Origin of the sequence: Microcoleus sp. Z1_B2 (genome assembly GCF_036700325.1) — a bacterium.
Classification (GTDB): domain Bacteria; phylum Cyanobacteriota; class Cyanobacteriia; order Cyanobacteriales; family Microcoleaceae; genus Microcoleus.
Genome location: NZ_JAUBOQ010000003.1, coordinates 202,850 through 228,187, shown reverse-complemented (window position 1 = coordinate 228,187; position 25,338 = coordinate 202,850). Strand labels below are relative to the sequence as shown.

Below are 25,338 nucleotides of genomic sequence, written 5' to 3'. Positions count from 1 at the left end.
GATTTTCGATTTTCGATTTTGGATTGATTCCACGGATAAATCACGTGGCGGATACCACATGAAGAAATTCTTGGTCATCACCTTGGTTTTTTTACGACCATACACTAGCTTAAAACCCTCAGTCTCGGTTAAAAAAGCCGGTTTCTTGGTTCTGAGTGCGTCCCCGACTAAATCTTTGAGAAATCGGAGGGGTAATTGTTTAGTCCCCTAGACAAATCCCTAAACCGCGGGCCGTTTTAACCAGAGTACCATCGAAGTCTACAGGTCTGTATTTGGCGATCGCATCTTCCAGAGGAACGCTCACAACTTCCCGCTTTTGCCAAGATACCATGCAGTCGTATTTCTCTTCGGCAATTAAATCAACTGCTGCGACGCCAAAAGCAGAAGCAATTAACCTTTCTAGCGATGAAGGAGTTCCTCCGCGTTGAATATGCCCCAAAACAGTGACGCGAGTTTCTGCACCGCTGCAGTCAGAAATTGTATCAGCTAAATACTGACCAATTCCGCCTAATCGACTTTGACCTAAGCGATTTGTTTGCATTACTAACTCGCCTTCTTCAGTGCGAACTGCCTCCGCTACTATAATTAAACAGTAGTTTTTTCCCCGGTCTTGGCGTTCTTGGATTTGGGCACAGATTTTGGAAATTGTGTAAGGGATTTCTGGAATCAAAATTATATCAGCTCCTCCAGAAATTCCGGCACTGATCGCAATATGTCCAGCGTCGCGTCCCATGACTTCGACAATCATGACGCGACTGTGACTTGCGGCAGTAAAATGCAAGCGATCGAGTGCTTCAGTGGCAATATTTACCGCAGTATCAAAACCGATAGAACGCTCGGTAATTCCAACATCATTATCAATAGTTTTAGGAATCGCAACTAAATTCAAATTACCTTGTTGAGCAATCTTCCTGAGAATGGCAAGACTACCGTCGCCACCAATCCCAATTAAAGCATCCAAACCTAATTGATGATAGCCTTCGATAATGTCGTCAGAACGATCGCGTAGAGTGCCATCAGGCATCGGGAAAGCAAAAGGGTCGCCCTTATTTGTCGTGCCTAGCATCGTACCGCCAATGGTGAGCCACGAGTCTACTTTCTCAATATCCAAAGGAATTGCTGCAGGGGGACGACTCATCAATCCGTTGGTGGCTTGACGAATCCCCATCACTTTCCAATTGTAAGTTCCCGTTGCGCGGTAGACAACGGCTCGAATAACTGCGTTTAAGCCGGCACAGTCACCCCCGCTGGTGAGGATACCGATACATTTTTGTTCTCCCATAATTGCCCGACTTTTGTTCATCAGAACATGAGTTGATATTTTTAGATCCCGATCGTCCAATCCTGATTTTCGACGTAAATAGGTAGGCGAAAATAAACTTTACTCTGTAACAGAATGTAAAGCTATCATAACTTTTGTGATTGCTTTGATAAGATATCGCTCCTTTGGGGAGCGTTTCACTCGTTTTTGACTACTTATGTATTTTCAAGCTTCATCGACCTAATTGAGTGCCTCATCTCTGAAGCATTCCACAAGTTCGATCGCCAACTAAGTAGCATCGCCAATCACCGTCTCCAACAAAACATCAATTTTACTTGGGATTGAGGCGTTTAGAAACTTGGTTAATTATACCGCTGAGAATAGCACCACCCATAAGAATTCCCAGGGCGGGATTAAATACGGGCTGCCAGAGACTGTACCACAAATCAAAACCGAGATTCACCCCGGTCGATCGACCCGCTACTGCGATCACAAACCACCCAAAAATGGCAAAGACGAAAAACACATCAGCTACTAAAATCAAGTTGAGAAAGTTAAGAAATTTATCTTTCATTGTCGAGGGTTCCTTTTGAGTGTATATGTGTCAAGTTTTGGCAAGCGGTTGGTAGTCGAGCGGATTGATAGCTGCAACTGGCGATCGAATAAAGATAAAATATCATTCAATTGTTTTCGCGCACAGGCTGTCAAAATATGGTTCGCTATACACTTCCTCAAAGCCCCGAAATTATTTTAACTGTCAAGGGGAAAGATTCAGCCAAAGCCCGGGAAGAAGCGATGGATCGGCTGATGGATCTCATGGATGAGGGCAAGCTGCCTACGGAACTCGTGGAGGGATTTGGGCCCAAGCAGTTTGTTGAAGTTAAGGATATCGAAGATGCTGCGTCTGACGGCGAGGATGCGATTACTGAAGCCGTCCAGATTTTGAGCAATTTGGCAAGTCTCAAATTGAAAGTGATGGAATCCCGCGAAGAAGCACTCAAAATCCGGGCTGCGATCGACATTTTGTTTACAGATGAAGCTGTGACTGCCGAGGAAATCGCCAGCCTCAAAGACGGTTTCAAGGTTCTCAAAAACTTCGCTCAAGCTAACGTTCGCTATCGAGATGCTAGGAGTAAAGCCGAGTCAGCCCGTGCAATTCTCGACGAAGCTTTGCAATCTGTCGAACCGGAAAACAAGGCGCACAAATCCGCGAAATAGTAGCAGGTTACATGGAAACTCACATCTTGCACCATTCTCAAGAACAGGCCGTCCAGCTTGTTCCACAAGAAAATTTACTATAGCAATCCCAAATCATTTGTGTAATTTTTGTAGGGGCAAACCCCCCGTGGTTGCCCCATGAGGCAGGGTAGGCACTCTTAGCACTACCCCTACATCTTTTTACTCCTGCAAGGATTGCTATATATATTGTGGAACAGGCCGAAAAGCCTGTTCCTAAAAAGCTGATTGACAATGGTGCAACATCTGAGTTAAAACCTATTTCTGTCATTACGATCAGAAACGAAGAAATAGCAAACCTCGGCGATTGCTTCGTTTCTTTATTCAAACATACAATATTCGGACATACAATAACTCGGCTGCAAGACATACTACAGCGGATTCCAGGTTTATAAAGTACACCCCAGAAACCGGGTTTCTTCTGGATTTCTCGCCAAAAACCGGTTTTATTCAAGAAACCCGGTTTCTCTGTACTTCACTTACCTGGAAAGTGCTGTATTAACTTTATCCACATTGAAATCTGGAAAAAATTGTGAACCAACAACAAACAGGAATTCTCAGAAACTCGATGTCAGGCAGCTTGCTGCTGGCTAAAGACTTAGGTTTTCAACCAAGAACTGTGATTGATGTCGGTGCCGCCTTGGGAACTTTTAATCTTTACGAAACTTTCCCCGATGCGCGACATTTGCTAATTGAGCCAATCGCCGAAAATGAACCTTATCTGGCCAAAATTTGCCGCAAACTCAAAAGTGCAGAATACATTATTGCAGCAGCTACCAAAGAATCGGGAGTTTTCACCCTCAACGTCAGTCCCGGTATGGTGCATTCTTCACTTTCTGAAAATCTCGTTACTGACAGCAGCAATCCTTATGTGAGAAACATACCAGCCATTACCTTGGATGGAATATGCAGGGAAAGAAACTTGCCAGGCCCGTATTTAATTAAAGTTGATGTAGACGGACAGGAATTAGATGTTTTAGCAGGAGCAACTGAGATTTTGCAGCAAACTGAATATGTAATTGTAGAAGTTACATTGTTCGGTCAGATGTATGATGTAATGAGTTTTATGAACTCCCAAGGATTCGCAGCTTATGATATTGTTGATTTGTCCTATCGCCCGATTGATAAGGCGTTGTGGCAAGTTGATATGGCTTTTGTTAAAGAATCGGGTCAATTTAGAAGAGAGAAAGGTTTCGCGACAGGAGAGCAGGATCTCGAAGCACTTAACTCGCATCTCAAAGCTTATCGGGAAAGTTTCATCAAACACATTGACACTCATTACAGCGACCCAGTAGAGCCGGAACCGCAGGTCAATCAAGCTGTTTTGGGCGAAGATTATGTCATAATTTAATCAGCTATTGTGCATTTAAACTGCATACTTGGGGCAGCGTCGGAGCAACGTCCCACAAGAGTTTGATTATTTGTTGACCTGCAATTTAAATACTGATCTAGCTTATGATGTCCAGTAGAATACCCCCTATAGGTTCGTAGTGAGGAATTCAATCTATGAGGAATAAAGTCCTCACTACAAACCCAAGCTTACAAACTTAAAAAAGGCAGGTTTACTACTTCCCCGGTCATTTCTCCTACCTGCACTTTCAGCCCTTCGCCCCCCGCTTTTGTGCGGATGTAAGCCAGACCAAAAAAGCCAGATTCAGTTTCCGTAAAACTGGTGAGTTTGCCGACTTTTTCTTCTCCGATTGTGACTGCTGTTCCGGGTTCAACAGCACCGCTCAACTGCACGCCCCAAAGTTCTTGTTTGACTCCTTTGTAGGTGTTCAACCGGGCAATTGTTTCTTGACCGATGTAGCAACCTTTGTCATAGGTAATCGTGTGTAAAAGGCGGGCTTCTAAGGGGTTGTAATCGTCTGTGAGTTCAAAATCGGGGGCGGGGCGTCCTTGTTCGATTCGCAGTTGTTCCCAAACTCGATCGCCCATCGGTACGGCCCCAGCTTTGACTAATTCCTGCCACAAGTTGGCGGCATCGCAAGCTTGGGCAATTAACGTGTATCCGGGAGTTGCTAAACCGCTACCAACCGCAACTCGAACCCCCCCTTCGTAAGGGGGGGAAAGAGGGGGGTTTTTTATCAATTTGTGAGTAGCGTAAGGTTGATTTTCGAGTTCGGTAACTCCGATTTTTTCTAATAGTTGAGTGCTTTCCGGGCCGAGGAGACTGAAAGCAACAGTTGTATCGGTTAAATCTGTTAACTCGACTCGATCCATTGGGAAAATATAGCGATCGAGCAATTCCAGTAGTTGGCGGCGGCGGTTGGGCGAAACTAACAGCAGTACGGCATCTTCTGTAGCGTAAGCGGTGGCGAGGTCGATCGTCCGGGCGGTGGATGTGACGAAAACGGTGTCGCAACCTTGACCGGGTTTGAGTATATTGAAGTTATTCGTACTTTGATTGTGCAAGAACCGGAGGCGATCGCTGTCTGAGATTTGAATGCGTCCCCAGTGAGTGCGATCGTACAAAGCTACACCTTGTTTCGTTGCTGCGATCGCTTCTGCGTCGTTACCAAAACTGACTGGGACAATTTCTTTGGTTGTTAACTCTGCAAAAGTAGCACCGGTGGCTGCTTGAATGTCGTGCAATTGCTGAATCATAAGATTTTGTTGACTGTTAACTGTTGACTGATAACTGATGACTGTTGACTGTTGACTATTAACTACTACTTTCCTGTCAACTGACAACTGACAACTGACTATTTGTCCAAATTAGCGAATATTTCTTGGATTAATTGGCTGGCTTTAGCATCAAGACGATTCCAATCTACATCGCCAGTCTCACCATCAATCAAGCTAGTATCAATTACAACTTCTTGGCTTTGGATTTGACTGTGGGCGGGCTGGTAGTTGACAAAGCAGACTCGATAGCAAAGTTCCCAAATATCGACACATCTTTGCTCGCCTTGAAGCTCTAAAAGTAGTTGATAGCCAGGAATGGGAATCTGGACTTCTTGATAAGTACCCGTCCAAACTGACTCCTCTAATTGTTTGCGGATGTTGTCGATCACTCGGATCATCGCTGGCTGCATGAGCAGTTCAGCTTGCTGCCACGCGATCGGGCTAGTTATTTTAGGCTTCATATACAAGGTTCTAAAAAAGAAAATCAATAAATTAATTTTCTAGCATTGGGTGCCAACTTTTGAGACATCCGCCCCAGAATGTTAAATTTAGTTGTCACCCAATTCAACAGTCAACCCCCAAGAGCAACAGCAACAGCCGTTCTCGGCTTGACGGCTAAAAACGGCTGAAACTTTTGATATTGAGTTATCGGATGGGTAATGTAGGATTTGAACCTACGGCATCCTGCGTGTAAAGCAGGCGCTCTACCACTGAGCTAATCACCCAATTGCACTCACAAGGATTTATCATATCACAGTAACTCAGAAAGATCAAGTAAAAAAAATCCTAAACTTTAAATGCCCTCTGGCCGCACCCACGATCAAATAACCATGTGGAGTTTGCCCTTGGTGGCAGCCCTCACCTTTGGCCAGACGAGCAGCAGCAACCTGACTTTGCTCGTTTCCGGCAGTTTCTTATTCGGCGGGCTGATGTTTGGCCCCGACTTGGATATCTACTCCTGCCAGTATCAGCGCTGGGGATGGTTCAAACCAATTTGGCTCCCGTACCAAAAAAGCCTGCGCCACCGCTCTTTTTTGTCCCACGGCCCTCTGATCGGCACTGCTTTGCGAATCCTGTACCTCGCTATCTGGATCGCGGTTCTCGGAGTGTTGGGATTGGCAATTGCCGAAAAAGTCGGAAACTTCGGCTGGAATTGGCAGGATGTGGTTTTGAGTTACGGGCGATCGATCTGGGAACACCACATCGAAATTTTAGCCGTTTACATCGGTCTAGAATTGGGCGCTATGAGCCACTATCTGAGCGATTGGGGCGGCTCGGCTTACAAAAGATTAAAAAAGAAAGGATTGAGCGGGTTGCGGCCTCCTGGGACAATTAAGAGGCGCAAACGCCAACCTACCCGCCGCACTTCCAGCAAATCTAAAAGGTAAATTCCGATGTCTAATTCCCACAATCGATCGCTCACAGCACTCGAAGAACTTATAGAAGTTGTAGCTAAATTGCGATCGCCCGACGGCGGATGTCCTTGGGATTTAGCTCAAACTCCCCAAACTCTAATTCCTCACATAATCGAAGAAGCTTATGAAACCGCCGATGCGATTCGCAAAGGAGATAAAGATGCGATCGTCGAAGAATTGGGCGACTTACTGTTACAGGTAATTCTGCAAGCTCAAATTGCCAGCGAATCCAATCAGTTTACCTTCGCCGAAATAGCTGCGGGCATTACAGAAAAACTAATTCGGCGACATCCCCACGTCTTTGGCGATGTCGAAATCAACAGCGTCGATGAAGTCAACGAAAACTGGGAAAAAATCAAAGCAGCAGAAAAAGGCACAACATCGGAAAAGCCGCCAACTTTAGCCTCGAAAATGAGCCGTTATGCCAGCACTTTGCCGCCAATAGCCGCCGGGATGAAAATCTCCCAAAAAGCTGCGGAAGTGAGTTTTGATTGGGACAGTGTAGACGGCGTTTGGGATAAATTTCACGAAGAAATGGCAGAATTTGAGCACGCTCTCAAACACGAGGATCAGGCAGCGCAGCAGTCAGAATTGGGAGATATTATGTTTGTGTTGATTCAATTAGCTCGCTGGTACGATTTAGATCCGTCGGCTGCTTTGCAAGGAACAAACGATCGTTTCGTGCAGCGGTTTGCGAAGGTAGAGGCTGCGTGCGATCGACCTTTGTCAGATTATGCCCCAGAAGAGTTAGAATCTCTGTGGCAGCAAGCTAAAGCTTTAATTGCTAAACAAAAGGGCGATGCGTAATATCAAATCCGTGGGTATCAGAATGATTAATCTCTCTCTTCTCTAACTCTGCGCCCTCTGCGCCCTCTGCGGTTAAAAACTCCCAATCTAACTAATTTTCTTTAATCAGACATCAAAAATCAACTACTCGTAGAGCTTCGCGTCATTGTACGGCGGATGTTCGCACGCGATGTAAAGCGCATTTGTCGGTTCCAGGGCTTCCCCAGTCACCGGATCGATCGGCTTGAGGACAAAGCATAACAGAGAGAGCGATCGCCAATCCAAATTATCCAGCTTCCCACGTTCGTAACGGTTGACTGTTGCGGCACTGATACCCACATCTTTGGGTACGGGTTGATTTGTAGCTGTGAACAGCGCCTCTTCATATCCCTTGGTTTTGAACTCTGTTTCGCTGACAGACCAGCCTGTTGTCTGTCTTGCTGCTTTTAAAATCTTCCCCAAACGCATCCGCCCCGTTTCAGTGAAGCGAACGGGACGCAATTCCTGCTCTTTGTCTACCACAGCTTTGTTAGAGAGTCCTGACATTTTTCCCACCTACGTTAACTCTCAAACTAGCACAGCATCAATGATTGAGGGTTGCACGAGCAACATCTGAGCTGAAGAAGTTTAAATTAATTTCATTGCACTTGTGCAATAAGAGTCTGATATAGTAATATGTAATTGACTCTAAACCGAACTTGCCTCTCAACCCCTGAGTATACAGCCATGACACCACTGTTTCGCCGCATCCAACCCTCGAAAAAGCTCCGCATCACCGTCAGGTCGTAGGCGTAAGCCGGGGCGTAGCCATCGCCCAACTGCTCAAAATCAGCCAAAATCAAATTAAGCGAGTCGAATCCTGGGCTTTCGTGGTTTTCGTGCACCGGCGGGACAGAGGCGGACAATTTCTCAGCTACCGGAAGCTGGAAGAATGGCAAAATGCGATCGCCCATCACATCCAAACCTGCCCCACTCTTGGAGAACTCTCGCAGCTCAAAACATCTATTCACTACGACAGCCGGAAATTCAAAAAACAATGTCTCCCAAAAACACTTGACTTTTTAAATCAAATGTGCATTGAAAGACAAGACATTCTCGAAATCTGGGAAAGCTCAAACTGCATTGCTTCCTAGCAGAAATTAGGCAGATTTCCTTGCCCAAAACAGAAGCGAAACATTTGCGAGCAATTGCGAGATCGAATCACCCCAAAAATCACCCGCGAATGCTCCGCCACATTCATGAAAGCGATCGCCAAAGCAATTAAGACATTGCCTGAGCAATATAATCAAAATAAGGAGCTGCTTCCTTAGCATCATCCTGATTGAGCAAAGCCAAAGAAGCTTCCTTCAAACAGCGGATAGCTTCGACCATGCCAGGAACAGGAACGCCCAGAGAATTATACATTTCCCGAACGCCAATCAAACCGATGCTTTCGATCGGCTCCTTGTCACCCGCCAAGATACCGTAGGTAATCAGGCGCAAGTACCAGCCGTAGTCGCGCAGACACAAAGCCCGTTCGCGTTGGCCGTAAGCATTGCCCCCAGGAGAGATAAAATCAGGTCGTTTTTTCCAGAGTTTTTTACTAGCTTCTTCAACAATTTTCTTCTCACTGTCAGACAGCGCAGTAGCAATACGCACCCGCTGTTCTCCGGTTTTAAAGAAATCATTGATACTTTGGAGTTCGCCGGTACTGGGATAACGAAGTTCGTCGTCGGCTTGGAGAATAAATTGGCTAACTACGCTCATTGTTATTCAAATTTGAGGATAACATTAATAAACATTCCCATCTTTTAGCGACGGGATTCTTGGTTCGCAGACTTGCCTTGCTCCTAACATTTATCAATCCTAGAAGTAGAGGGTAAATCTCCCCAAGCGTTATGCTTGATGTTCAAGCCAGTTTCCTTGTGTTCCAGGGTACTGCGGGAAAAACTCAAAAATTGCGAGTGAGAGTTTGGATGTCAGCAGACAGTTGGACTGTTTAACGAGTTTTTGCTACATCGCCCCAACAGCATATCGCACCGACGGGATCGAGGCAACTCGCGGCAAGCTCGACTCCCCGGTTGAAGCTTGGCTTTAGCAGCAAGACGTTCAGCAGCAGGAAGACAGCCTGCAATTGAGCTTGAGTGCGACGGCTTACGCCCCGCTTCTTCGCTACGACTTATCTCAGGAAAGAGAGAGCGATATTGCATTACCATATTAAATCCTACCACGACTACTTGTGACCAAATCTAAATTCCCCACCCCAAACTCGACGAAATTGGCAAACCCTTGCCAGCAAGGTCAACTGATTGAGATAGAGATTACCGACTTGACAGACACCGGCGACGGAGTTGGTCGTTTTGGTGAGTTAGTAGTGTTTGTGCCCGATACCGTGACGGGCGATCGAGTCCTTGTGCGCCTCGTCCAAGTCAAATCCACCTATGCTACAGGCAAGCTGGACACACTTCTCGAAACCTCCGAACACCGCATCCGAGCTAACTGCATTGTCGCCGACAAGTGCGGCGGCTGTCAGTGGCAGCACGTAGACTATCAATATCAGCTTGCAGCCAAGCAAAATCAAATCATTCAAGCCTTAGAAAGGATTGGCGGATTTAGCAATTTGCAAGTCGATGAAATTTTAACGGGAAAAATCGAGGGATTTCCCCAATTTTTGGGATACCGCAACAAAGCGACTTATCCCGTGGCAATATCTGCGACAGGTCAAGTTCAAGCGGGTTACTATCAAAAAAGCACGCACAAATTAGTCAATCTCAATCAGTGTCCGGTGCAAGACCCGCGCCTCAATCCTTTGTTAAAAGAAGTCAAAGAAGACATCCACTGGCGGGATTGGCAAGTTTACGACGAAAAGAAACATACAGGAGAATTGCGTCATTTGTCCTTGCGGATCGGACGGCGCACCGGCGAGATGCTGCTAACTTTAATAGTTCGCACTGGAGACTTGCCGGGAATCGAAGAGCAAGCATCAGAATGGCTGAAACAATATCCTCAACTGGCAGGGGTTTGTTTGAATATAAATCCCGCTCAAACTAATGTGATTTTTGGAACTGAAACTCGCTGCATTGCGGGTCGTTCTTATCTGCGAGAAAGCTTTGCTGGGATGAATTTTCAGCTAAGAGCAGATACTTTTTTTCAGGTAAATACAGAGGCGGCTGAAGCGTTGTTAGAGGTGATGGTAGGGGAATTGAATTTGCAGGGAAATGAGGTTTTGATTGACGCTTACTGCGGAATTGGTACTTTTACTTTACCCTTGGCAAAACAAGTAAAAATAGCGATAGGTTTAGAAGTGCAACCGGCGGCGATCGAACAAGCCAAATTAAATGCTGAGTTAAATGACGTGAGAAATGTCGATTTTCAGGTGGGAACTGTAGAGAGTTTGCTGCCTTCCTTGGGATTGACACCGGATATTGTGCTGCTAGATCCGCCGAGGAAAGGGTGCGATCGCGCGGTTTTGGAAGCTATCAAGGAAATTAAACCAAATCGTATTGTTTATGTTAGCTGCAAGCCGGCTACTTTGGCTCGCGACCTGAAGATTTTGTGCGAAAATGGGGATTATAAGTTAGCGCGAGTGCAGCCGGCGGATTTCTTTCCTCAGACTTCTCATGTTGAGTGTGCGGCGTTTTTGGTGCGGTAGGTAGGTGGACATGATGGCATTTATGTATGTTCATCTTGTATCAAGAAAGAGGTAGATTGCGATTTATCATTGGGTGGGGGCGGGTTTATGAGATTGTCGATTACAGGCAATTATTGTTGGTGAACCCGCCCCTACAGCATCAAAAACACTTTTCAACCGAAGCTAACAGGCACGATATAAAAGGTTGATTCGCGATCGAATAATTGGCGATCGCGTAGGGGCGGGTTTTACCCACCATAACTGCCTCATACCAATAACCTAGTAAACCCGCCCCGACTTAGGCTATAATCAAACAAAATTGTACAATTTGCTTCCTTTTCAACTTAACTACTTAGCGATTTTAGTTTGGATACCATTATGCTATCAATTGAGCAACTGATGAAAGAAGCTTTATCTTTGCCAAATGCGTTGAGAGCGCAGTTAGCAGAGATGCTAGTTGAGAGTCTTGAATTTGATATAGACGGAACAGTTCAAAAGTTGTGGACTGTGGAAGCTAAGCAGCGTCGCGACGAAATCCGAAGCGGTATGGTTGAGCCAATTCCAGGAGAAGAAGCGTTAGCTCAGATTAGGCAGATTATAGCACAATGAGGTACGTTTTTCACCCGGCAGCATTAACTGAATATGCTCAAGCTGTCCAATTTTATACAGAGCGTCGAGTTGAATTAGCGCAAGCTTTTATTAATGCCGTTGAAGATGCTATCTTCCGTCTTGTCGAATCTCCAACTCGTTCGCCGATAGTTGATGAAGATATTCGCCGTTGCCTAACGCGAAAGTTTCCTTATGGAATTCTCTACACCATAGAGGATGATTTTATTTTAATTGTGGCAGTAATGCACTGCAATCGAGAACCAGGATACTGGAAAGAGCGAGTTACAGAGAAACCACCAGATTAAGAGGTGATTGTGGAATGGATCGATTAGCTAAATATCGGCAAATTGTTCGCACTTTCCTGATGGAATATAGCAAGACTAAACCTATCAATGGCGACAGTGAAATCCAGGTATTGTTTGACACCGAACATGACCATTATCAGATAGTAGATTTAGGTTGGGACGGTCACAATCGGATTTATAGTTGCCCGATCCACTTAGATATTAGAGATGGGAAAGTCTGGATTCAACGCAATCAAACCGATGAACTGATTGCTGAGGAGTTAGTGCTGATGGGTGTGGCGCGGGAGGATATTGTTTTGGGGCTTCAGCCTCCCTATGCAAGGCAGTTTACGAGCTATGGTGTCGCTTAGGCTGTGGCGATCGCACTTATAATGTCTTGTCACAAGGGCGATCGCTTTTAGGGAATGAAAGGGCGATCGCTTTGTTTAATTATTTTCATTTTTGTTGACTGTTATAATACTATTTATGCTAAGCTCCTGTAGAGATAGATCCAAAAAGCAATGACATCAGCTTTAATTTATCCTCATATCGAGAAAGTAGCGGGTCAACCCGCACGGTTGCAGCGGATACCCCGCGTGCGGGTTGCTCAGATTGTGATGGATTATCTAGCTTACGGTTGGTCAGTGGAAGAAATGTGCCGCCAGCATCCTTATTTGATGCAGTCGGAGGCTCATGCAGCAATGGCTTATTACTTTGACTTTCAAGCTGAAATTGAGCAGGAGATTCGGACGGAATGGGAGCAGGTACAACAGGAAAAATCTCTGCTTTCGCCTTCACCATTTTTCGTGAGAATGCGAGCTAAGGGGTTGTTGTAAGTGGCATTGGAACTCATTGCTTTAGCATCAGAATCCGATGAATGGATGAATGCTGTTGAGTACATTCCTTTTTAGGGCGATCGCTTTTTGGGAATGAAAGGGCGATCGCATTTGCTACCTCTACTTCATCAGGCTCGTTGTAAAGCAAGAAATAGAATAATGTGGTAAATAACATGAATAATATATAGTGAGTTCTGAATTTGCGACATCTGCTAATTTTGGCTTGCTCCCAGCGTAAACGGTCGGATGCTGATCCCGTAACGACGTAAACCGCGCGCAATATTAGAGTCAATATGTTCGTCTAAATGAAAACGAATTTGCTGACTCACCTCTAATTGCCCTCAATTTTTCTTGTAACGGAGATGGTAAACTATTACGCTTTAATTCTTTCACAATAGCTCGACTTTCAGCAGTGTGACGATCGATTTCTTCTCGACGATCGTAATAATAGGTCATTGCAGCATGAACTGAGGCAAGTGGTAAGTCATACTTGCCGGCAATTTCTTCTATAGAAATTCCCATTTTCAGATACATTTCGGCGATGTGTGCTACAGCAATTCGATGGCCAGCAATGCGTGGCTTACCGCCAAGTACCCCAGGCGTAATTTCGATATGTTCTGTGATGACGGATTCCTTAGACATTATAGTTAAAGGCTATTAATTGGTAATTTTTAAGCTCTTTAATATTAGCACAAATAGTCACAGTTACAGGAAATAGTAGGGTGCGTTAGACATTAATTCTTTCGATTTCAACAAGTTTTTCGGATCTGACGCACCCTACGAACAGTATTTCGATCGCCCTCAGTGCCAACTAGATGCAAACTAGATCCAGTCCGGCCTGAATCGGGGGGAGTCCAGAAGTATAGAATAGAGGTTGCGGAACCGGCACACCGCCCGATCGCTCGCCCCCAGCAATTTGTTACCCTAAAAATAGAATCTCCCCTCCCTCAACTCCCTCCCATGAACAACGCTTCTCCCCTGATTCAAACCGTGACTCCAGAACGCTGGGCCGGGTTTAGTATGGACTTTATAGGGGCGGGTTACACGGGTTTGTTGGTCAAAAACGGCCGCGCCGTGCGTACCCTGAAATCCGGGCGGCATTTCAGCTTCGCCCTTCCCCTGCTGGAACAGTGTCAAATTGTCATCGTAGACACCAAACTCCGCAATTTGGATGTACAGTCGCACGGAGATTTTTTGTCTAAGGATCGGTTTTTAATTGATGCCACTCTGACTGTTATTTATCAAGTTATAGATCCGAAACGAGTAGCTTTGGAATTGTCCGATCCTCTAGCTGTTTTAGCAAGTGCAGTTAAGGATTGTATGGGATTAGCGATCGGGCAAATACCCCTACAACAGCTTATTAGTCAAGGACGGCTGTTGCTGCGCCAAAATTTGCTCGATCGCGTCCAAGATTTTTATACTCTAGGTTTTAACTTAGAAGACGTGCGAATTGGCGATGTCAGCTTTCCCGAAACCAACGGAGTTATTCGCCAAGTTGAGGGAATGAGTGCCCGACAGGAAGCAGAAAATGCCGCAGCCCTGCAAATGAGAATTGCCGAAGCAGGCCGTCCGATTGTTCCTCAATCTCCCGTACAGCAGTTAAACTTAATTTCAGGTAATTCTCCTGCGAGTCTTCCAGCTTCCGACACAGCAGCAGGGTTCGATCGCGATTTACAACAACTAACACAACAACTTGCTCAAAACAGCCTCCCTGCGGGGAGAAATCCTCCCCAACTTGCACCCACGGTACTCGCAAGCAGCGATCGCAAAACAACCGCATATTTAATCTACAAACTTTCTGGAGAAGCGATCGCCCTAACGGCCAATCCCTTTACAATTGGACGCGAACCAACCAACACTTTAGTATTACAAGATCCGCAAAGTTCGCGCTATCACGCTCAAATCCGCCGGGCCACTGACGAACTTGGCAAACAGCGGTATCAGCTTGTCGATAGCGGCAGTTCCAACGGCACTTTTGTAGGGGGGCAGAGGCTGGCTGCTAACGAGCCTTTTTGGCTGCCAAATGGCTGCGAAATTGCGATCGGCGACCAAAAATGGATATTTCAAAATTCGTGAGTGAGAGAGATGAAGATGTTTTTAAACAGCAGATAAACACAAATGAATCCCATCAGCGTTTATCTGTGTTTATCTGTGTTTATCTGCTGACATCTGCGGTTAAAAATCCCAATTTGAGTAACTTGCTTTAATCACGATATACAACTAATATCATGTCCGGTCGATTACCATGATTGCTGTAGGGGCGGGTTCACCAATAATATTTGCCAAAAACCGACAATCTCAAAAACCCGCCCCGGCCTGTGTATTATGCGCGATCGATCGGACATGATATAATAGATGAAGATGCTTTTAAACAGCAGATAAACACAGATAAATTCCATCGGCTTTTATCAGTCAGGTTTCTGTAGGGGCGTTGTCACGAGTCCCCGCCCTTCCCACACAGCTTGACCGAAAGCATCCAGGATACAAGCCCCCGCATTCATCCGTCCAGAAATAAAAAACCTGTATCCGATAAAGGAGCCCCGAATTTATCTCGCGCAAGTCAATGCTTCAATTCTAAAATCTAAAATCTAAAATCTAAAATCTAAAATCGATTGACACCTTCTCCCGCCCCAATTCCCTATACTCCCAGGTAGAAGTCTCTTGCCAACCCTAGGGGGGATATCTCCACAAGCATTTCGAGCGAGAATTTGTCAAGATTGAAAATATAAGTAGAGGACAACCCCATGAGCTTTTCTATACAATCTGTTTACAACTGGTATCGCGACACCCTCCGCAACCCCAAGTACCGCTGGTGGATTATTCTGGGAACCCTGGCATATCTGGTAAGCCCGATCGACATAGCCCCAGACTTTCTCCCCGTCATCGGACAAATTGACGACGTGGCAATTGCAGTCTTGCTGATTTCCGAAGTGTCGCAAATGGCGATCGACTACTTTAAATCCCGCCAAACAGAGACAGCTTCAGCATCCGAAGCCACCGGTGCCCCTTATTCTGAAGCCAAAGGCAGCACCGTTGACGTAGATGCAGTTTCTGTAAAATAATTTTTCCAAAAATAATCGAGCGCTACAACCCCGACTTCTTCAAGAAATCGGGGTTTTTGTTTTTTAAATGGCAACTGCTCAGATCGTGCTCCAAAGCTGGTAATTTTAACTATGGTCAATCTGTGTTAACAACAAATTTTTATAGATGAAGTTTAGCTACATAGTACGAAGACTTAATTTAGCCACCAGTCGCACCCTCACAGCGTCGGTTGCTACCGATCCAGAAATTACAGGCGCGGCCCCAGTTGATGAAGCTGCACCGGGCACAATCAGTTACATAGAAGGTGCTAAATTTGCCGTTCATACAGCCACTACAAATGCTTCGGCTTTAATTTTACCCTTAGATGAAAGCCTCCAAGCTCAATGTACCGATCGCAACATCGCTTGGATTGCCGCACCAGATCCGCGATTGCTGTTTGCTGAAACGATCGCCATTTTCTATCAACCGTTTCGCCCAGCATCCGAAATTCATCCCTCAGCCGTCGTTCACCCCTCAGCAGAAATTGGTGAAAATGTCTATATCGGCCCCCACGTCGTTATTCAAGCAAAAGTCAAAATTGGCAGCAACGTTTGCATTCATCCAAATGTCGTAATTTACCCAGATGCGGAAATTGGCGAAGGCACTGTTTTACACGCTAATTGTGTCATTCACGAACGTACTCGCATCGGGGCAAATTGCGTGATTCACAGCGGTGCGGCGATCGGTTCCGAAGGTTTTGGGTTCGTGCCGACAGCCACAGGATGGGTGAAAATGGAGCAGTCTGGCTGCACTGTATTAGAAGAGGGCGTTGAGGTTGGCTGCAACAGCACGATCGACAGGCCCGCTGTCGGAGAAACCCGCATCGGCCAAAATACAAAAATCGACAATTTAGTACAGGTAGGTCATGGCTGTCAAGTCGGGAAAAATTGCGCGTTTGCCGCTCACGTTGGCATGGCTGGCGGAGTAAAAATTGGCAACAATGTAATTTTGGCAGGTCAAGTAGGAATTGCTAATCAAGCCAAAATCGGAGATGGGGCGATCGCCACTGCTAAAGCCGGAATTCACAGCGACGTGCCCGCAGGTGCGATCGTGACGGGTGTTCCAGCAATTCCCCACAAACTATTTCTGAAAGCCGCAGCCGTCTACAACCGCTTGCCGGAAATGTACCAATCTTTGAGGCAAATTCAGCGCAAGCTCGATCGGTAGTCAATTGGCAGTTGGCAGTAGTCAGTTGGCAGTTGGCAGTAGTCATTAGTCATTAGTCATTAGTCATTAGTTAACAGTTAACAGTCAACAGCCAACAGTATTATAGTTGCAACCTATTAAATGTGGAATAGTATAAACAACCTGCAATTGATGTCGCCGTCAATACCAGCAATTGTCAAAATAATCTTCTTTTTCTCGACTTGGATGGTTGTGTGGCTTCCCGCAGCGATTGTGCTGGCGATCGCCCTTAAATGGCATCCGCCCCAACCCTTGGGAAACAAAAAACTACCTTTACTAGCTTCCCTCTACGTGATTGTCCCCTTCATTTTATGGGCGACAAGTTGGATCGAAAATACATCTTTTGTTAACTGGGGTTGGGATTGGCAACCCGCAACTTTGATGTCATTAATGCGGGGATTAGGATTAGGAATAATCAGCTTAGTAATTTTATTCGGCCTGCAATTAACCGCAGGCTGGATCGAGCTAAAAAAAAGCGAAACTTCCACCGAAACAGGCGAAAAAATTAATTTGTGGACTTTAATTTTTACCCCTGCTAGTCTGCTGACTCTGTTATTAGCACTGTGGATTAGCGCCACAGAAGAGTTAATCTTTCGCGGCTGCTTGCAAACAATCCTCCAGGAAGATTACTCAATGCTAATCGCAGCAGCGATCGCCAGTTTCATTTTTGCGATCGCCCACCTAATTTGGGCAGCCAAAGAAACTCTACCGCAACTGCCCGGATTGTGGCTGATGGGGATGGTTTTAACACTAGCCCGCATCGCCGACAATGGCAGTCTAGGATTGGCGATCGGCATTCACGCAGCTTGGATTTGGGGTATAACTACCGTAGATACAGAAGGCGCAATTAAACCTACTTCTACCGTACCAGAATGGATTACAGGAATAGCAGCAAAACCCCTAGCCGGTGCAGCCGGAATTCTGCTACTGCTAGCAACAGCAGCCGTAGTTTTGTTAATTTAAATAAGACTTACCCTAAAAAATCCGGTTTCTTATAAAAGATTGGCTCTCCTGGATTTGTGGTAGAAATGATAGTATAGCAATCCTAAATCCTGTGTGAATTTCTTACTCTCTCCCCTTACCAAGGGGAGGGTTGGGGTGGGGTTAAAAAATTTATGACTCCTGCAAGGATTGCTATATAAGCGTCTTCCTCATCCGGGATATGGGGCCCGCACCACGAGCATTTTTATTTTGCTGAGCACCATAAACTCAGGAGATTTGGATTATGAGATCAATTCCGGTTGCACTCCTCATAATAGTTGACTGTTGACTGTTAACTGTTAACTCTGGATCGCAAAACTCAATGATGCTTGAGTGTTGAATGTTGACTCGATTTTACGCCCGACGATCAAGCGCGGATTTGATATGATATCTACTCTCTTGAATCAAATATTCAAAGGACGCGATGGCGGTGGTGGCATTGGCGGTTTAGCGATCGCCAGAGACTTAGAATAGCGAGCCTCTAAAACACCAGTTCTAAACTGAGCCACTTTTTCTCCCTTCCTGTGAAATACTATCACATTAACCCGACTACTGTAAATAGTGAGATAGCGCTGTTTGACAATGAAGGCAAGAATAATAAAGACAACACCGATAAAAATACTGAGAGTCGGAATTCCTACCCAAAACAGCCACCAAGTACAACCCTCTCCTGTTTCAATCGCTCTAACATCCTCAATCGGAATAAACACTTCTTTTGTTTCTAACCCGAAAAAAGATTCCGAGCTGATTTGTAACATTTCGCCGGCCAATTTAACCGTAATTGTGCCATTACTTTGAACTGGAACAATCCCCACAATTTGACCAGGTGTACCGCTGATTTGGATGAGTTGATTAGATTTCATACTTATTGTCTATTGGCGGTTCGGAAAAGCTATTAGATCGCCTCCTTTTAGGATTTAGCACGTCCGAAAAATTGTATAACAACAACCTCGACCTATTTGTTGACTCAAACTTGCTCTACCTATCGCCACAAGTACCACTAAAACCTCCTGCGTATAATAGGAAAGCTGATGCCCATAGCTGTAAGGTAAATCTAACTTTCTGGCAACAGGTTTTAAGACATCTGCTGCTTCATCTTTATTAACTTGATGTCCCTTGAGTTGATTGTACAAATACTCCACTACTTCACAAGTAATGTTTTTTGTAAATACGATTGTAGGTCTTTGAGCCTTAATCACATCTACTCGATAGTTTGAGCCTTCACGGTAGACGAGGTGGCAGTTGCGTAATCTAACCTCTCCAATCAATTCGCTCTCCATCTGTTCCTCCTATTTGATTCTCTAAGCAATTAGCAGCGATTTATCTTGGGCAATTTACAAATAAAATTGCTCATCTCATATTTACTAAAACCCAAACTCTTCCCCAAGTCTCCGCCTCAAATCTCCAGATATTGGTAATTGGCGGATTTCTTTGCAAATTGCAGCATGAGATTCTCCATTTTGAATGCGCTGCCTGTAAATTCCAATTAACAGCGCTTCAAGACCGTATTTAGATAACATTTCTGTCGCTAAACCGATGATGCCCAGCAAAGCAATGCCACCGAACATTCCTGCTGGCCCACCTAACATTGCCAAAGCCGTCGTAATCGCGGCCGCTCCTGCAAAACCTGTAGTTGCCATCACAATTATAAGTAAAATTACAGGCAATCCTAGTCCAGCAGCTTTCCTAACAAACTCGTCCATAATGTCGCTCCTAGTCTGTATATAGAGGAATTAAAAATCAGAGATTTTTGTTTTTTTGCCTTAACTTCCCTTTAACAAAAGCCTTCAATGAAACAAGCCCAAAAATTTATTTACTCATTTCATGAATTTTTACTAATTTATTGAAGTATTTGGTAGGTGTTTAAGTTTGGTCTCTAGTCTCTTACCTCCTTCCACTCCAAAAACTTGATAGACAAATCATTGTTACTACGATCGCCTAGTTGAAGAGCATTATCCATAATTCTCCTGAATTCATAACCCTGATTGGGGGTTAATACACCGCCAAGCCCAACAGTCAAAAATTCGACTACAGCTCCGTCTCGTTTATCGATAAATTGGACGCTGATAGACTGAACTTTAGCCGTCTTACTTTGCTTGTTGGTCAACCGCCCTACAAGAAATCGCTGAGTTCCTGTATTTTCCATCGCTAATCCAGTTAACTCCAGTCCATTCACAAGCTGAACCCTAAAAGGGTCTGGCTTCCGCGGGTTTTCAGGTGGTTTGGGAAATCGACAAAGCCGATCGAGAGATTCATACTGTTTTCTTTCAGAATTCAACTGAAAACACCCCGGATATTCTTGGGCGATCGCCCTCGGAAACAGATTGAAAACAGACAGAAGCGCGATCGTAGGTAAAGCGGTTATCAACTTGACGCACCTAAACATGGCCTTTTACTCTCCAATCAGCAACGATGCTCGTAAGTTGTTTTAGTCCAGCAGTTTTCACAGGTAAATCTGGTTTCGACATCTACTGATTAACCAGGGTCAAACCCAAAAATTATGCAAAGCTGAGGGGGAAACTGTATTCAGGTTCGCTGAACTCAGAAAGCTCTCCGGCTGCGCCGACTTTCTGAAACATCCACCGCGCCTAACTGAGATTAATGTATCAACTATAGTTCTAGTTTGTCAAGCTAATGCTCAAAAAAAACTCATTAAGTGAGATGACGCTCTCAAAAGTCGATTGCAAAACGCTCTAGCCCCTTTAATGGCAGCTTAAACAAGCTCTAAACCTCTACCAATCAAGTATCCCGATCGAGCAACTGCTCCAAATTTCAGCCGATCGCCCCTCAATTATTCTGTTGTCTATCTCCTTTACCTACTTCTAAATGAGAAAAAAGCCCATATAATCAAGTTACAGCCCAGAAGTCTTAGCTTGCCCCACCCCTCAGTTCTTCTGTTGTCTATCTCGTTTATCGCGTGATAAGTGAGAAAAAAGCCCATATAATCAAGTTACAGCCCAGAAACCTCTGTTTCTACTGCCAAAATTCCTGTGTTCGCTGATTTCGCGCGATCGCCCCCTCCTTTCCCAGCTATCTTTGAGTAGAACCGCCAGCTTTGTAATACCTGTATTCAACGTAGTATGAAACTTCCCGAAGATTTTTTAATAACTTTAGCCACTAAAGTTGGCATTTCCGAAAACGAATTTGAAGTCTTATCAAGAGCAATCAAAGGCGAATCCATGTCTGATATTTCAGACCAGCTTCGCGTTCGCAAAGATGCCTTACAAAAACGCCTGGGAGAAGTGTATAAAAAATTTGAAGTTCAAGGTGCTGGGCCTGGAAAATTAGCCAAACTCCAGCAAATTCTCGTAACTGAATACCAGAAACAAGTTTCCACTAACCGTCACGATGCCACAAGCGACCGCGAAGTTGCTCCAACCGTAGAGAATACCCGCTTTCAAGACACAACTATCCCTCAATTCTCACCGCGTATTGATTGGGGAGAAGTCCCAGCTAAAGAACCTTTTTACGGACGCAATTCCGAAATAGAAACTCTCCAAAAATGGATAGTAACAAACCGTTGTCGAGTAGTCACAATTTGTGGCATGGGAGGGATTGGCAAAACAGCATTAGCTACCCAAACTCTACAACAAATTCAAGGGGAATTTCAAACCATAATATGGCGAAATATCGCCACCTCTGCCCCCCTTGAAAAACTCTTGCCAGAGCTATTGCAATTCCTATCTCATCATTCACAAATCGACCTTCCCAAACCCAGCAACTCACTTATCTCCCAATTAATAGAATATTTGCGTTTAACCCGCTGTTTATTAGTTTTCGATGAAGTCGAAACTATCCTCGAAAGCGGAAAGGTACTAGGACAATACCGCCCAGGATACGAAAGTTACCGGGAACTCTTCCAACAAATAGCACAAACCCCTCACCAAAGTTGCCTGCTTCTCATCAGTTGGACTCCCCCTATAGAAATCGATAATTTAGCAGAAGAAACCTTACATTGTCGAGCTTTAGAACTGAGTGAGTTACCAGAAAAGGATGCCAAACAAATCATTTTATCCGCCCCCCAAGTTTCTACTTCAGAGAGTAATTTACTATCAGAACTCATTTACCTATATGGCGGCAATCCCCTCCTTTTAAAAATAGCTGTCACTCACGCTCAAGATATGTTAGCGGGCAATTTAGCACAACTCATCAAAAAAACTCCCTCGGTTATTGAGGGCATTGTCCGAGATTATTTTGAGGAAAAATTTCAGGATTTTCATGAATTAGAAGTAAAAGTATTGTCTTGTTTGGCGAGCAATAAACCCGCCACCCTTAGCGAGTTGCAATCCAGTCTCCTATTTGCTGAAGACTTATCAGAATTGAAACGGGCTGTAGAAATTCTAATTGAGCGATCGCTCCTGCAAGCCCTCACCGAGTCTGGGGAAGAACGCCTGACAGTCAGCCCGCAGGCTAGGCGATTTGTCACCCATCAATTAATTGCTAAATACCTGAATCAAATTGGTTACAAGAAATACTTAGAGAGTGAGTTACAGACGGCAAAATGTTATTTAACACAAACCATTCGCTACAATCCAGAACTGCCAGCAGCTAACTACAATTTAGGGTCAACCTACGAAAAACTCGAAGATTTGCCCAACGCTCGCCAGCACTACAAAAAAGCAGCAGAATATAAAAACAGTCGCGCTGCCGGTGCTGCTGTCAATAATTTAGCTCGATTGGAAATTCTCAGCGAAAATTTTGACGTAGCGGTAGAACTAATTCTCTCCATTTTGCCACAAGTTAATGACAAAATGGTGCAAGTCACGCTCCACAAAAATCTGGGATGGGCTTATCTAGGACTGCAACTTTACAGTGACGCAGAGACTCACTTGGAAAAAGCAATTGAATTAGATAACTCCTATCCTATTGCACACTGCTTGCTAGCACAAGTTCTCGAAGCAAAAGGGGATACAATAGCAGCTCTTTCTTGCTGGCAAAAATGCCTGAATTGCTCTGCACAAGACCAACAACAAAAAGGTGTGGCGTGGAAACTTCCAGAATTAAGTATTTGGAAGAGTTTTGCCCGCGAGAGGCTCAGTGCTTCGGGCAGAGAACCTAATTAATTAAATTTTAATTAAATTACAGTAGGGTGCGTCAGTAGTTCTCAGTTTTTCGCTCCTACTTCACCATTTAACTAGCTGACGCACCCTACTGAACGATCGCTAGCAATTAAAGTTATTTAGTTCGGAGGAACTATCGGATCGTCCTCTTCAGAACTGCATTTTGTTCTGCGCTCAGCTTGGGCAATTTCCATCAATGGATAACTACCAACGGTTGATACTAAACTTGCCTCTATATTGGCGATGATTTTTCCCGCAGCATTGGGAACCCCCATTACTAATAATGTCAGGGGGGTAGATGAAACTATAGGTATCACAGCTCGTTTCTCCGTCAAAGAAAGGGATAAGGGAGAAGCTAGTTGGCCAACTGCGCTCTATTATTAACCAGGGGGTAGGGAAACAATTATGCAAAATTTTCAGAAAAAATTTCCCCTCATCAAGCTGCAAACCTTCTCAGTGCTTGCTTTACGGATTATTAAATTTTCTGTAAATCTTACATTGAGACGCAATTAAATCCTAGGCAGAGTACATCTCTGAGGTAAAATTCAGTCTAATCCTTTAATTGCTCAGGCATAGTCTCATGCCAATTCCCAAACTCAGTGAAGCGACGATCCAGCATAATACCTCTGCCGCCTCCCTCAAGCGCGGTGAAACTTACTATTTAGCGGGTAATGTTACTAGCGCTGTCCTGCGTGGCAATATCGTGCAAGCAATAGTGGAGGGTTCTGCTGTGCAACCTTACCGTATTACGATAAACTTTGATGACGCTAATGTGGCATCATCAAATTGCACTTGTGCTTACGATGGCGTTGGGTGGTGTAAACATATTGTTGCTACCATGTTATTATGTCTGCGACAACCACAAATAATTGAGCAGCGCCCCACACTGGAACAGTTACTCGATCGCCTCAACGATGTACAAACCCAGCAATTAATACAACATTTAGTAGAAAAAGAACCCTCACTCATCGATCCGATCGAACGATACGTTAACTTAATTGCTATTCCTACGCCTCCACAGCCACCTACTAAAACACCCCGCCGTACATCCATTAATCCGGCTCCTTTTCGACAACAAGTACGACAAATTTTGCGAAATGCTGTGCGTTATTTCGACGAGGGATGGGGGGAAGAAGACCCCATTACAGAAGAAGTTTTAGATGTGATTCAGCAAGCACAGGAATTGATTGCAGAGGGAGATGGTAACAACGCCTTAGTAATTTTACAAGCCATCACCGAAGCTTGCGTTAAAGATTGGGATGACGTAGAAGAATATGGCGCTGAAAGTTCTGATATAGCTAACGCTTTGGATGAAGCTTGGACAGAAGCCATTTTAACGGCTGAACTAACTGCTGAAGAAGAGATCGATCTCCAGGTGATGTTAAAAGCTTGGCAAGATGAATGGGATTGCGATTTCAGCATGAGCTTGAAAGCTTTACGCCAAGGTTGGGATGACCCCCTAATTCAAGAGGTACTTCAAGGAAATATTACGGGGCAAGAAATAGGAGCTAATGAGGCACCAGAATGTGCTAAAAGCTTAGCATTAATTCGCTTGCAAATCCTCGATCGCCAGGAACGCTATCAAGAATACTTATACTTAGCGCAAGCAGAAAACTGCTCTCAACAATACTTGACGATGTTAAGTCGTTTGGGGAGAGTAGAGGAAGCAGTGAAAGCTGCCGCTACTCAGATGAACTCAGCGGAAGATGCTTTTGCTCTCGCTCAAAGTTTACAAGCACAGCAAGCCCAAGCTGAAGCTCTAAAAATTGCTCAAACTGGGTTGAATTTGTCAGGCAATTGCCTTTATAAACTAGCAATTTGGACGAGTGAGTTGGCTGTTGAGTTGGGAGAAAACGAAGTTGCATTAAATTCTAGAATGCGCGTCTTTGAAATCAAACCATCCTTTGCCGATTATCTTTTAGTGAAGGAGTTTGCAGGAAACAGTTGGTCAACTGTGAAAGCAAATTTGTTAGCAACTCTGAAAAGTGATAGAAGTTGGGGAGTTTCTGAAGCACAGGTTGATATTTTTCTCTATGAGGGGCTTATTGAAGATGCGATCGCTGTTGCTGATGGTTTGAGTGGCTACGAATCGGCACTGGTTCACCGAGTAATGGGGGCTGCGATCGCCCACCGCCCCGATTGGACGATCGCCAATGCTTGTCGGCTTGCTGAATCGATTATGGATCGGGGGAAATCAGAGGAGTACGATCGTGCAATTAAGTGGTTGGAAAAAGCCCGCGCTGCCTATTTACAAATGGGGCAAAATCTTCAGTGGTGTGCTTATCGTTCTCAACTTATGCAAGTACACAATCGGAAGCGGAAGTTAATGGGGATGCTGAAGAGTCCAGATTTAGATTGAGGCGGAA

30 protein-coding genes and 1 tRNA gene are annotated in these 25,338 nt (G+C 44.8%); 16 read left to right on the top strand and 15 right to left on the bottom strand.

The window, feature by feature from the left end; translation table 11 throughout:
• Positions 1-199 precede the first annotated feature (199 nt).
• Both QT984_RS02890 and QT984_RS02885 read right to left on the bottom strand, forming a co-directional pair.
• Positions 200-1,282 (bottom strand): ATP-dependent 6-phosphofructokinase, encoded by a 1,083-nt coding sequence (locus tag QT984_RS02890; RefSeq protein ID WP_333052682.1) that lies wholly within the window; start codon positions 1,280-1,282, stop codon positions 200-202.
• 310 nt (positions 1,283-1,592) lie between these two features.
• On the bottom strand, positions 1,593-1,835 hold the full coding sequence (locus tag QT984_RS02885) for a hypothetical protein (protein WP_333052315.1): 243 nt from the start codon (positions 1,833-1,835) through the stop codon (positions 1,593-1,595).
• 137 nt (positions 1,836-1,972) lie between these two features.
• Between QT984_RS02885 and QT984_RS02880 the strand changes: the two genes are divergently transcribed.
• Together QT984_RS02880 and QT984_RS02875 are read left to right on the top strand one after the other, a co-directional pair.
• Positions 1,973-2,479: a hypothetical protein gene (locus tag QT984_RS02880; RefSeq protein WP_333052318.1), complete on the top strand. Its 507-nt coding sequence runs from the start codon at positions 1,973-1,975 to the stop codon at positions 2,477-2,479.
• Positions 2,480-3,029: 550 nt separating this feature from the next.
• Positions 3,030-3,848 carry an FkbM family methyltransferase gene (locus QT984_RS02875; protein ID WP_333052320.1) on the top strand — a complete coding sequence of 273 codons (819 nt, stop codon included), beginning with the start codon at positions 3,030-3,032 and terminating at the stop codon, positions 3,846-3,848.
• Positions 3,849-4,036: 188 nt separating this feature from the next.
• Here QT984_RS02875 and ygfZ read toward each other — a convergent pair whose 3' ends face one another.
• The 3 genes from ygfZ to QT984_RS02860 form a co-directional block, all read right to left on the bottom strand.
• Positions 4,037-5,104 (bottom strand): CAF17-like 4Fe-4S cluster assembly/insertion protein YgfZ, encoded by a 1,068-nt coding sequence (gene ygfZ / locus QT984_RS02870; protein ID WP_333263945.1) that lies wholly within the window; start codon positions 5,102-5,104, stop codon positions 4,037-4,039.
• 98 nt (positions 5,105-5,202) lie between these two features.
• Complete coding sequence (locus QT984_RS02865; RefSeq protein ID WP_333052324.1) at positions 5,203-5,586, bottom strand: hypothetical protein; 384 nt, start codon at positions 5,584-5,586, stop codon at positions 5,203-5,205.
• A gap of 192 nt (positions 5,587-5,778) precedes the next feature.
• A tRNA-Val gene (locus tag QT984_RS02860) sits at positions 5,779-5,850 on the bottom strand.
• A gap of 72 nt (positions 5,851-5,922) precedes the next feature.
• Between QT984_RS02860 and QT984_RS02855 the strand changes: the two genes are divergently transcribed.
• Together QT984_RS02855 and mazG are read left to right on the top strand one after the other, a co-directional pair.
• Complete coding sequence (locus QT984_RS02855; protein WP_333052326.1) at positions 5,923-6,513, top strand: metal-binding protein; 591 nt, start codon at positions 5,923-5,925, stop codon at positions 6,511-6,513.
• Positions 6,514-6,519: 6 nt separating this feature from the next.
• Positions 6,520-7,347: a nucleoside triphosphate pyrophosphohydrolase gene (mazG, locus tag QT984_RS02850; RefSeq protein WP_333212442.1), complete on the top strand. Its 828-nt coding sequence runs from the start codon at positions 6,520-6,522 to the stop codon at positions 7,345-7,347.
• 123 nt (positions 7,348-7,470) lie between these two features.
• Here mazG and QT984_RS02845 read toward each other — a convergent pair whose 3' ends face one another.
• From QT984_RS02845 to QT984_RS02835, 3 genes are all read right to left on the bottom strand, one after another.
• A complete protein-coding gene (locus tag QT984_RS02845; RefSeq protein WP_172192721.1) occupies positions 7,471-7,872 on the bottom strand; it encodes a helix-turn-helix domain-containing protein in 402 nt (133 codons plus the stop codon).
• Positions 7,873-7,964: 92 nt separating this feature from the next.
• Positions 7,965-8,336, bottom strand: a complete 372-nt coding sequence (locus QT984_RS02840; RefSeq protein WP_333052333.1) for a hypothetical protein — start codon at positions 8,334-8,336, stop codon at positions 7,965-7,967.
• A 250-nt stretch (positions 8,337-8,586) separates the two neighbouring features.
• Entirely contained in the window at positions 8,587-9,072 is a 486-nt protein-coding gene (locus QT984_RS02835; RefSeq protein ID WP_293336342.1) for an allophycocyanin subunit alpha-B, read from the bottom strand.
• Positions 9,073-9,277: 205 nt separating this feature from the next.
• Here QT984_RS02835 and QT984_RS02830 point away from each other — a divergent pair, with 205 nt between their 5' ends.
• From QT984_RS02830 to QT984_RS02805, 6 genes are all read left to right on the top strand, one after another.
• A complete protein-coding gene (locus QT984_RS02830) occupies positions 9,278-9,403 on the top strand; it encodes a hypothetical protein (RefSeq protein WP_333274661.1) in 126 nt (41 codons plus the stop codon).
• Positions 9,404-9,544: 141 nt separating this feature from the next.
• Positions 9,545-10,957 (top strand): 23S rRNA (uracil(1939)-C(5))-methyltransferase RlmD, encoded by a 1,413-nt coding sequence (gene rlmD / locus QT984_RS02825; RefSeq protein WP_333052338.1) that lies wholly within the window; start codon positions 9,545-9,547, stop codon positions 10,955-10,957.
• A gap of 357 nt (positions 10,958-11,314) precedes the next feature.
• The gene (locus tag QT984_RS02820; protein WP_333052341.1) at positions 11,315-11,545 is read left to right on the top strand and encodes an addiction module protein; all 231 of its coding nucleotides are present in this window, start codon (positions 11,315-11,317) and stop codon (positions 11,543-11,545) included.
• The gene (locus QT984_RS02815) at positions 11,542-11,850 is read left to right on the top strand and encodes a type II toxin-antitoxin system RelE/ParE family toxin (protein WP_242720111.1); all 309 of its coding nucleotides are present in this window, start codon (positions 11,542-11,544) and stop codon (positions 11,848-11,850) included. Before QT984_RS02820 ends, QT984_RS02815 begins: the two co-directional genes overlap by 4 nt.
• 14 nt (positions 11,851-11,864) lie before the next feature.
• Positions 11,865-12,200, top strand: a complete 336-nt coding sequence (locus QT984_RS02810) for a XisI protein (protein ID WP_333052345.1) — start codon at positions 11,865-11,867, stop codon at positions 12,198-12,200.
• A gap of 150 nt (positions 12,201-12,350) precedes the next feature.
• Positions 12,351-12,665, top strand: coding sequence for a DUF433 domain-containing protein (locus tag QT984_RS02805; protein ID WP_106331699.1), 315 nt, complete (start codon positions 12,351-12,353; stop codon positions 12,663-12,665).
• Positions 12,666-12,678: 13 nt separating this feature from the next.
• Here the strand turns inward: QT984_RS02805 and QT984_RS02800 are convergent, their stop codons facing one another.
• Positions 12,679-12,840 carry a hypothetical protein gene (locus tag QT984_RS02800; protein WP_333052348.1) on the bottom strand — a complete coding sequence of 54 codons (162 nt, stop codon included), beginning with the start codon at positions 12,838-12,840 and terminating at the stop codon, positions 12,679-12,681.
• Between the two features lie 113 nt (positions 12,841-12,953).
• Entirely contained in the window at positions 12,954-13,307 is a 354-nt protein-coding gene (locus QT984_RS02795; RefSeq protein ID WP_333052351.1) for a DUF433 domain-containing protein, read from the bottom strand.
• Between the two features lie 162 nt (positions 13,308-13,469).
• Here QT984_RS02795 and QT984_RS02790 point away from each other — a divergent pair, with 162 nt between their 5' ends.
• From QT984_RS02790 to QT984_RS02775, 4 genes are all read left to right on the top strand, one after another.
• Complete coding sequence (locus QT984_RS02790) at positions 13,470-14,741, top strand: SPFH domain-containing protein (protein WP_333052354.1); 1,272 nt, start codon at positions 13,470-13,472, stop codon at positions 14,739-14,741.
• Positions 14,742-15,409: 668 nt separating this feature from the next.
• Positions 15,410-15,727 carry a YkvA family protein gene (locus QT984_RS02785; RefSeq protein WP_333052356.1) on the top strand — a complete coding sequence of 106 codons (318 nt, stop codon included), beginning with the start codon at positions 15,410-15,412 and terminating at the stop codon, positions 15,725-15,727.
• A 145-nt stretch (positions 15,728-15,872) separates the two neighbouring features.
• Positions 15,873-16,913 (top strand): UDP-3-O-(3-hydroxymyristoyl)glucosamine N-acyltransferase, encoded by a 1,041-nt coding sequence (gene lpxD, locus QT984_RS02780; protein WP_333340394.1) that lies wholly within the window; start codon positions 15,873-15,875, stop codon positions 16,911-16,913.
• 120 nt (positions 16,914-17,033) lie between these two features.
• Entirely contained in the window at positions 17,034-17,894 is an 861-nt protein-coding gene (locus QT984_RS02775) for a CPBP family glutamic-type intramembrane protease (RefSeq protein ID WP_333263897.1), read from the top strand.
• 422 nt (positions 17,895-18,316) lie between these two features.
• On the opposite strand, the gene QT984_RS02770 is transcribed toward QT984_RS02775, so the two are convergent.
• From QT984_RS02770 to QT984_RS02755, 4 genes are all read right to left on the bottom strand, one after another.
• Positions 18,317-18,775, bottom strand: a complete 459-nt coding sequence (locus tag QT984_RS02770) for a hypothetical protein (RefSeq protein ID WP_333052364.1) — start codon at positions 18,773-18,775, stop codon at positions 18,317-18,319.
• A 54-nt stretch (positions 18,776-18,829) separates the two neighbouring features.
• Entirely contained in the window at positions 18,830-19,192 is a 363-nt protein-coding gene (locus QT984_RS02765) for a hypothetical protein (RefSeq protein WP_333052366.1), read from the bottom strand.
• Between the two features lie 84 nt (positions 19,193-19,276).
• Positions 19,277-19,615, bottom strand: coding sequence for a hypothetical protein (locus tag QT984_RS02760; RefSeq protein WP_333373101.1), 339 nt, complete (start codon positions 19,613-19,615; stop codon positions 19,277-19,279).
• A 173-nt stretch (positions 19,616-19,788) separates the two neighbouring features.
• Positions 19,789-20,298 (bottom strand): hypothetical protein, encoded by a 510-nt coding sequence (locus tag QT984_RS02755; protein WP_333052369.1) that lies wholly within the window; start codon positions 20,296-20,298, stop codon positions 19,789-19,791.
• Positions 20,299-20,992: 694 nt separating this feature from the next.
• Here QT984_RS02755 and QT984_RS02750 point away from each other — a divergent pair.
• The gene (locus QT984_RS02750) at positions 20,993-22,975 is read left to right on the top strand and encodes an NB-ARC domain-containing protein (protein WP_333373098.1); all 1,983 of its coding nucleotides are present in this window, start codon (positions 20,993-20,995) and stop codon (positions 22,973-22,975) included.
• 116 nt (positions 22,976-23,091) lie between these two features.
• Here QT984_RS02750 and QT984_RS02745 read toward each other — a convergent pair whose 3' ends face one another.
• A complete protein-coding gene (locus tag QT984_RS02745; RefSeq protein ID WP_333373095.1) occupies positions 23,092-23,289 on the bottom strand; it encodes a hypothetical protein in 198 nt (65 codons plus the stop codon).
• 263 nt (positions 23,290-23,552) lie between these two features.
• Between QT984_RS02745 and QT984_RS02740 the strand changes: the two genes are divergently transcribed.
• Positions 23,553-25,331, top strand: a complete 1,779-nt coding sequence (locus QT984_RS02740) for an SWIM zinc finger domain-containing protein (RefSeq protein WP_333373092.1) — start codon at positions 23,553-23,555, stop codon at positions 25,329-25,331.
• Positions 25,332-25,338 lie beyond the last annotated feature (7 nt).

Bases quoted from the DNA above. Each gene is read 5' to 3' on its own strand.
- lpxD (WP_333340394.1), top strand. From the start codon at position 15,873: ATGAAGTTTAGCTACATAGTACGAAGACTTAATTTAGCCACCAGTCGC.
- QT984_RS02805 (WP_106331699.1), top strand. From the start codon at position 12,351: ATGACATCAGCTTTAATTTATCCTCATATCGAGAAAGTAGCGGGTCAA.
- QT984_RS02885 (WP_333052315.1), bottom strand. From the start codon at position 1,835: ATGAAAGATAAATTTCTTAACTTTCTCAACTTGATTTTAGTAGCTGAT.
- QT984_RS02740 (WP_333373092.1), top strand. From the start codon at position 23,553: ATGCCAATTCCCAAACTCAGTGAAGCGACGATCCAGCATAATACCTCT.
- QT984_RS02795 (WP_333052351.1), bottom strand. From the start codon at position 13,307: ATGTCTAAGGAATCCGTCATCACAGAACATATCGAAATTACGCCTGGG.
- QT984_RS02810 (WP_333052345.1), top strand. From the start codon at position 11,865: ATGGATCGATTAGCTAAATATCGGCAAATTGTTCGCACTTTCCTGATG.
- QT984_RS02800 (WP_333052348.1), bottom strand. From the start codon at position 12,840: ATGTTATTTACCACATTATTCTATTTCTTGCTTTACAACGAGCCTGAT.
- QT984_RS02750 (WP_333373098.1), top strand. From the start codon at position 20,993: ATGAAACTTCCCGAAGATTTTTTAATAACTTTAGCCACTAAAGTTGGC.
- QT984_RS02855 (WP_333052326.1), top strand. From the start codon at position 5,923: ATGCCCTCTGGCCGCACCCACGATCAAATAACCATGTGGAGTTTGCCC.
- QT984_RS02820 (WP_333052341.1), top strand. From the start codon at position 11,315: ATGCTATCAATTGAGCAACTGATGAAAGAAGCTTTATCTTTGCCAAAT.
- QT984_RS02760 (WP_333373101.1), bottom strand. From the start codon at position 19,615: ATGGACGAGTTTGTTAGGAAAGCTGCTGGACTAGGATTGCCTGTAATT.
- QT984_RS02890 (WP_333052682.1), bottom strand. From the start codon at position 1,282: ATGGGAGAACAAAAATGTATCGGTATCCTCACCAGCGGGGGTGACTGT.
- QT984_RS02865 (WP_333052324.1), bottom strand. From the start codon at position 5,586: ATGAAGCCTAAAATAACTAGCCCGATCGCGTGGCAGCAAGCTGAACTG.
- QT984_RS02785 (WP_333052356.1), top strand. From the start codon at position 15,410: ATGAGCTTTTCTATACAATCTGTTTACAACTGGTATCGCGACACCCTC.
- QT984_RS02835 (WP_293336342.1), bottom strand. From the start codon at position 9,072: ATGAGCGTAGTTAGCCAATTTATTCTCCAAGCCGACGACGAACTTCGT.
- QT984_RS02815 (WP_242720111.1), top strand. From the start codon at position 11,542: ATGAGGTACGTTTTTCACCCGGCAGCATTAACTGAATATGCTCAAGCT.
- QT984_RS02845 (WP_172192721.1), bottom strand. From the start codon at position 7,872: ATGTCAGGACTCTCTAACAAAGCTGTGGTAGACAAAGAGCAGGAATTG.
- QT984_RS02770 (WP_333052364.1), bottom strand. From the start codon at position 18,775: ATGAAATCTAATCAACTCATCCAAATCAGCGGTACACCTGGTCAAATT.
- ygfZ (WP_333263945.1), bottom strand. From the start codon at position 5,104: ATGATTCAGCAATTGCACGACATTCAAGCAGCCACCGGTGCTACTTTT.
- mazG (WP_333212442.1), top strand. From the start codon at position 6,520: ATGTCTAATTCCCACAATCGATCGCTCACAGCACTCGAAGAACTTATA.
- QT984_RS02755 (WP_333052369.1), bottom strand. From the start codon at position 20,298: ATGTTTAGGTGCGTCAAGTTGATAACCGCTTTACCTACGATCGCGCTT.
- QT984_RS02765 (WP_333052366.1), bottom strand. From the start codon at position 19,192: ATGGAGAGCGAATTGATTGGAGAGGTTAGATTACGCAACTGCCACCTC.
- QT984_RS02775 (WP_333263897.1), top strand. From the start codon at position 17,034: ATGTGGAATAGTATAAACAACCTGCAATTGATGTCGCCGTCAATACCA.
- QT984_RS02880 (WP_333052318.1), top strand. From the start codon at position 1,973: ATGGTTCGCTATACACTTCCTCAAAGCCCCGAAATTATTTTAACTGTC.